Raw genomic sequence first — 4,346 nt, 5'->3', positions numbered from 1 at the left:
TCTCTTGTGGAACGGGCATCTTGCCCGTTCTTGAGAATGGTGCCACCTATGAGATTTAATGGAATTTCCCCTAGTGTCTCTTGCAGGGCGATCGCCCTTTGGAACCTTGAAAGCAAGAAACACTTCACTGTAACTTCCGGGCACTGCTCCATATTTGCTGTATCCCTATCGGCTCATCCTACGGTAAGAGCAACGATATACTGTTACCGCTTGCACTTTTCTTGTACGTTAAACTGCTGATCTCAGAGATAGTCGATCGGCTCCCCCGATCGGGGCTACATCGAATTAATAGGCTTTCTAGCGATTTTTTTGGTAAATAACAATAATTTACGACAAATTTTTTCCTGAACTCTACCATTTTGATGTATTTTTTGCTACATTGAATTTTTCGGTAAAACTAAGAAAAGTCAGCACAGTTAAGAAGCGTGCAAGCTCGATCGGGGGTTGGTTGTCTCACTTTGTATCGCACTGCTGGCAGAAGCTGTTTTTCTCACTCTTAAATATATCCCAGAGCCTCACTTATGCAATCAACTTCCACACCTGTAGAGACTATCGATCGACCGTTTATCACTTGGCAGCGAATTATCGACTGGGCCCAGGAACACTACCGCTGCCGGACTTTTAGCAAAGATGAGCGGATTCCCGCAAGACCCGGACTGCTGTATTTAGTCCAGAAAGGTTCTGTGCGACTCGTAGGTAGCGCTCAAGTTAGCGCTGCGGCGGCGAAGTCGAAATCCGCTGACAAAACTACAGAAGAAGCTTTTTTGGGCTTCGTCGGCGCAGGCCAGCCCTTTGAACTGGTTGCTCAGTCTCCGTTTACTCTCCAAGCTTACGCCCACGCCGATCAAACTCACGTAGTGTGGATGTATTGGCACGACTTGGATAATTGGCCTCACTTTCGTAGAGAAATTTTGGATGCGTTTCGCTACCAGCACCAGCGGAAACTTCTCTGGCTGAGCACTTTGGGACAGCGCCGGACGATCGACCGACTGTTGGGATTTCTCACTTTGTTGATCGAGGAGTTCGGCGAACCTTACGTAGGTGACGACGAACCGGATGTGGTTCGGGGCTACCGACTGCCTTGGGCCTTGACTCACGCTCAAATTGGCAGCGCAATTGGCTCAACGCGGGTGACGGTGACGCGACTGATGGGTAAGTTGCGATCGAAAGGTTTGATTAATACTGAAGATGATAATTTAATCTGTTTGCCGGCTAAGTCTAACCCCCAAAAGACAAAAAACCACAAGCAGGAGGTAGAAGATTCCTTGGAAGATTCCCTGGAAGATGAAGATTCTCTCGAAGATTCCCTGGAAGATTCCCTGGAAGATGAAGATTCTCTCGAAGATTCTGAATAAAATCCTGCGGTAAATTGCCAACAAACAGCGCGTCACTATTAGTTTTGGGCTGTCGCGCTCGATCGCTCGACAGTGTACGATTAATTGTGTAAACTTTTGCCGTTCTCGAAAGGTGCGACTGACAATGACCGATGACAAGCAAAAATCTTCAATCCCGAACAATCAGCAACGGGTGGTGTTCTGCGACTTTGACGGCACGATAACTGTTGAAGAAACTTTTGTGGCCATGCTCAAGTATTTCGCACCGGAACTGTCGTCTCAACTGATGCCAGAAATATACGCTAGAAGGCTGAGTTTGCGATCGGGAGTGCGGCAGTTACTAGAGTCTATTCCCTCGGAACGTTACGGGGAAATTGTGGAATTTTCTAGGGGAAGGCTGATGCGGCCGGGATTGTTGGAATTGCTGGATTTTTTGGACGATAAAAAGGTAGATTTTGCGATCGTTTCCGGCGGTCTTCGGGTCATGGTAGAGACGGTAATGGGCGATTTGGTACACCGGGCGAGCGTTATTTACGCTGTGGATGTGGACGCTAGTGGCCCTCGCTTGCAAGTCAATTCTGAGTTTGAAGGAGATGAGGAATTGGTGTCTAAGGTGCGGGTGATGGGCCAGCACCCGGCCGAGGAACAGGTGGCAATCGGAGATTCGCTGACGGATTTTAATATGGCTTTGCAGGCTTCGTCGGTGTTTGCGCGCGATCGGCTTGCCCAGTATCTAGACGAACAGCAAAAGCCTTATACTAAATGGGATAATTTTTTTGATGTCTTGGAAAATTTGTCCCAAAAATGGAATTGAAACTATAGCCTTTCTCAGGTAATATAAATTCCGTTTGCATCGGTATTGTATGATGTTAAATTTTGTAGGGGCGGGTTCACCAACAATAATTGCCCATAATAGAAAGTATAATAAACCCGCCCCCGTGCATATAAGTCCGATGCTACCGGATTTGAGATAAGGTGCACAGTGCACACCCTAGGTTTAGATAGGCCAGCGCAATTCCTATTAAAGTAAAAAATAGATCAAAAGCTGAGGAATTTGTAAAGAATGAGTGGCGATTTGAGATCGGATTTAATTGCAGCAGCCAAACATTTTTACGATCGCGGTTGGATGGTTGGGACTGCTGGCAATCTTTCAGCTCGCTTACCAGATGGCAGTTTTTGGATTACTGCTAGCGGCCGCGCGAAAGGGCAGTTAACTAAAGAAGATTTTATCAGAATGAACTCAGACGGTGCTATTGTCGAGCAACCTGTTGCCGACAGCCGCCCTTCTGCCGAAACCAGCATTCATTTAGCCGTTTACAATTGTTTTCCAAACGCTAAAGCTTGCTATCACGTTCACTCGATCGAGGCAAATTTAGTTTCTCGGCTAACAGCAGGAGATGCAGTGCCTTTACCTGCGATCGAAATGCTAAAAGGTTTGGGGGTGTGGGAGGAAAACCCGCAGGTGTCGATCCCCCTCTTTACAAATTATTTGGAAGTCCCTAAGATAGCCAAGGAAATTTGCGACTTTTTTGCCGTTTCAGCGGCGTCTGTACCCGCTTTATTAATTCGCGATCACGGCATCACAGTCTGGGCAGACTCGCCAGCGGCCGCCTACAATTACGTAGAAATTGTAGAATACATTTTTCGCTATACGATCGCAGCCCGCCAATTAAATTTAGATTGAAGATTTGGGATTTGAGATTGAGCGGTGCATGAATTCGGAATTATGTAGGGCTCGCCCTAAGCACCTTACCGCTATTACCGCTATGATTAGCTTCTCAAACCACTTTTTGTATCCCGGACTGTAGGAAACGAGCAAACATTCAGAAGAGGCAACAGTAATGGCTAAATATACCAGAATTTTATCCATAGATGGAGGCGGAATTAGAGGAATTATTCCCGCGCAAGTTTTAGTTAGCGTTGAGTCAAAGCTGCAAAAGGCAAGTGGCAACCCAGATGCGAGAATAGCTGACTATTTTGATTTAATCGCTGGCACAAGTGCGGGAGGAATTTTAACTTGCATCTATTTGTGTCCCGATGCCAAAAATCCCACCAGACCTCGGTGGTCGGCGAAAGATGCTCTTAATTTTTCGATTGAGAGCGGTCGCGACGTTTTTAAGAGTTCATTATGGCAAAAACTCAGATCGATAGACGGTTTGATAGATGAGAAATATCCCGGCGATCGCTTAGAAAAATTCTTTTTGGAAAATTTTAGAGATTGCAAACTCAGCGAACTGCTGAAACCTTGTTTAATTTCCAGTTACGACATCGAAAGGAGAAAAGCTCACTTTTTCGATCAAATAGATGCTAAACAATATCCAGCAGAAGACTATTTTATTAGAGATATCGCCAGAGCCACATCTGCAGCTCCCACTTTCTTTGAAGTTACTAAAATCCGCTCTTTGAGCAACGAATCCTACGCTTTAATTGACGGGGGAGTTTTCGCAAACAATCCCGCACTTTGTGCCTATGCAGAAGTTAGAAATAAATTCAGAATTCCCGACGATCGCCCTGACACAGGCCCGACAGCAAAAGATATGGTAATTCTATCGCTGGGGACAGGAGAAGCTCAGAAAAAATACCCCTACGAAGAAGCGAAAAATTGGGGTCAAGTTGAGTGGGTTCAGCCTTTGATTAATATCATGATGACGGGAGTTGCTGAAACTGTAAATTATCAACTAATTCAAATTTATGATGCGGTTGAAAGATCGAATCAATATTTGAGAATTACTCCCGATTTGAGCCACGAACAACCGCTGCCGATTGATGATGCATCGGGAGAGAAAATATCAGACCTGCTGAGAATTGGCAAGGAGCAAGCCGAAAAGAATAATGAACAGTTGGATAAGTTTATCGATTTATTACTTGCTGAGTAGTCCTAGGGTTTTAGATTTTAGTCATATTGTAGGGTGGGTTGGGCGCGGCGATTAAGTTAATAGGACTTACGCATTGACAAAATAACCAAACAGTGTATTGATAAATAATTGTCGTCTCCTTTCTAAGTATGGAACA

At 45.3% G+C, this 4,346-nt stretch carries 4 protein-coding genes; all 4 read left to right on the top strand.

The genetic code is table 11. From position 1 onward, the window contains the following. Positions 1–521 precede the first annotated feature (521 nt). The 4 genes from QUA16_RS30225 to QUA16_RS30210 all read left to right on the top strand — a co-directional run bounded on the left by QUA16_RS30225 (position 522) and on the right by QUA16_RS30210 (position 4,210). Entirely contained in the window at positions 522–1,355 is an 834-nt protein-coding gene (locus QUA16_RS30225) for a Crp/Fnr family transcriptional regulator (RefSeq protein WP_445252212.1), read from the top strand. Positions 1,356–1,479: 124 nt separating this feature from the next. Beyond that, on the top strand, positions 1,480–2,148 hold the full coding sequence (locus QUA16_RS30220; protein WP_333107920.1) for an HAD-IB family phosphatase: 669 nt from the start codon (positions 1,480–1,482) through the stop codon (positions 2,146–2,148). Between the two features lie 249 nt (positions 2,149–2,397). Next, entirely contained in the window at positions 2,398–3,018 is a 621-nt protein-coding gene (gene mtnB, locus QUA16_RS30215) for a methylthioribulose 1-phosphate dehydratase (protein ID WP_333107919.1), read from the top strand. A gap of 157 nt (positions 3,019–3,175) precedes the next feature. Further along, a complete protein-coding gene (locus tag QUA16_RS30210) occupies positions 3,176–4,210 on the top strand; it encodes a patatin-like phospholipase family protein (RefSeq protein ID WP_333107918.1) in 1,035 nt (344 codons plus the stop codon). Positions 4,211–4,346: the final 136 nt, after the last annotated feature.

The sequence above is a fragment of the Microcoleus sp. S13_C3 genome (assembly GCF_036700905.1).
Taxonomy (GTDB): Bacteria; Cyanobacteriota; Cyanobacteriia; order Cyanobacteriales; family Microcoleaceae; genus Microcoleus.
This window is presented reverse-complemented; position numbering and strand designations above follow the sequence as displayed.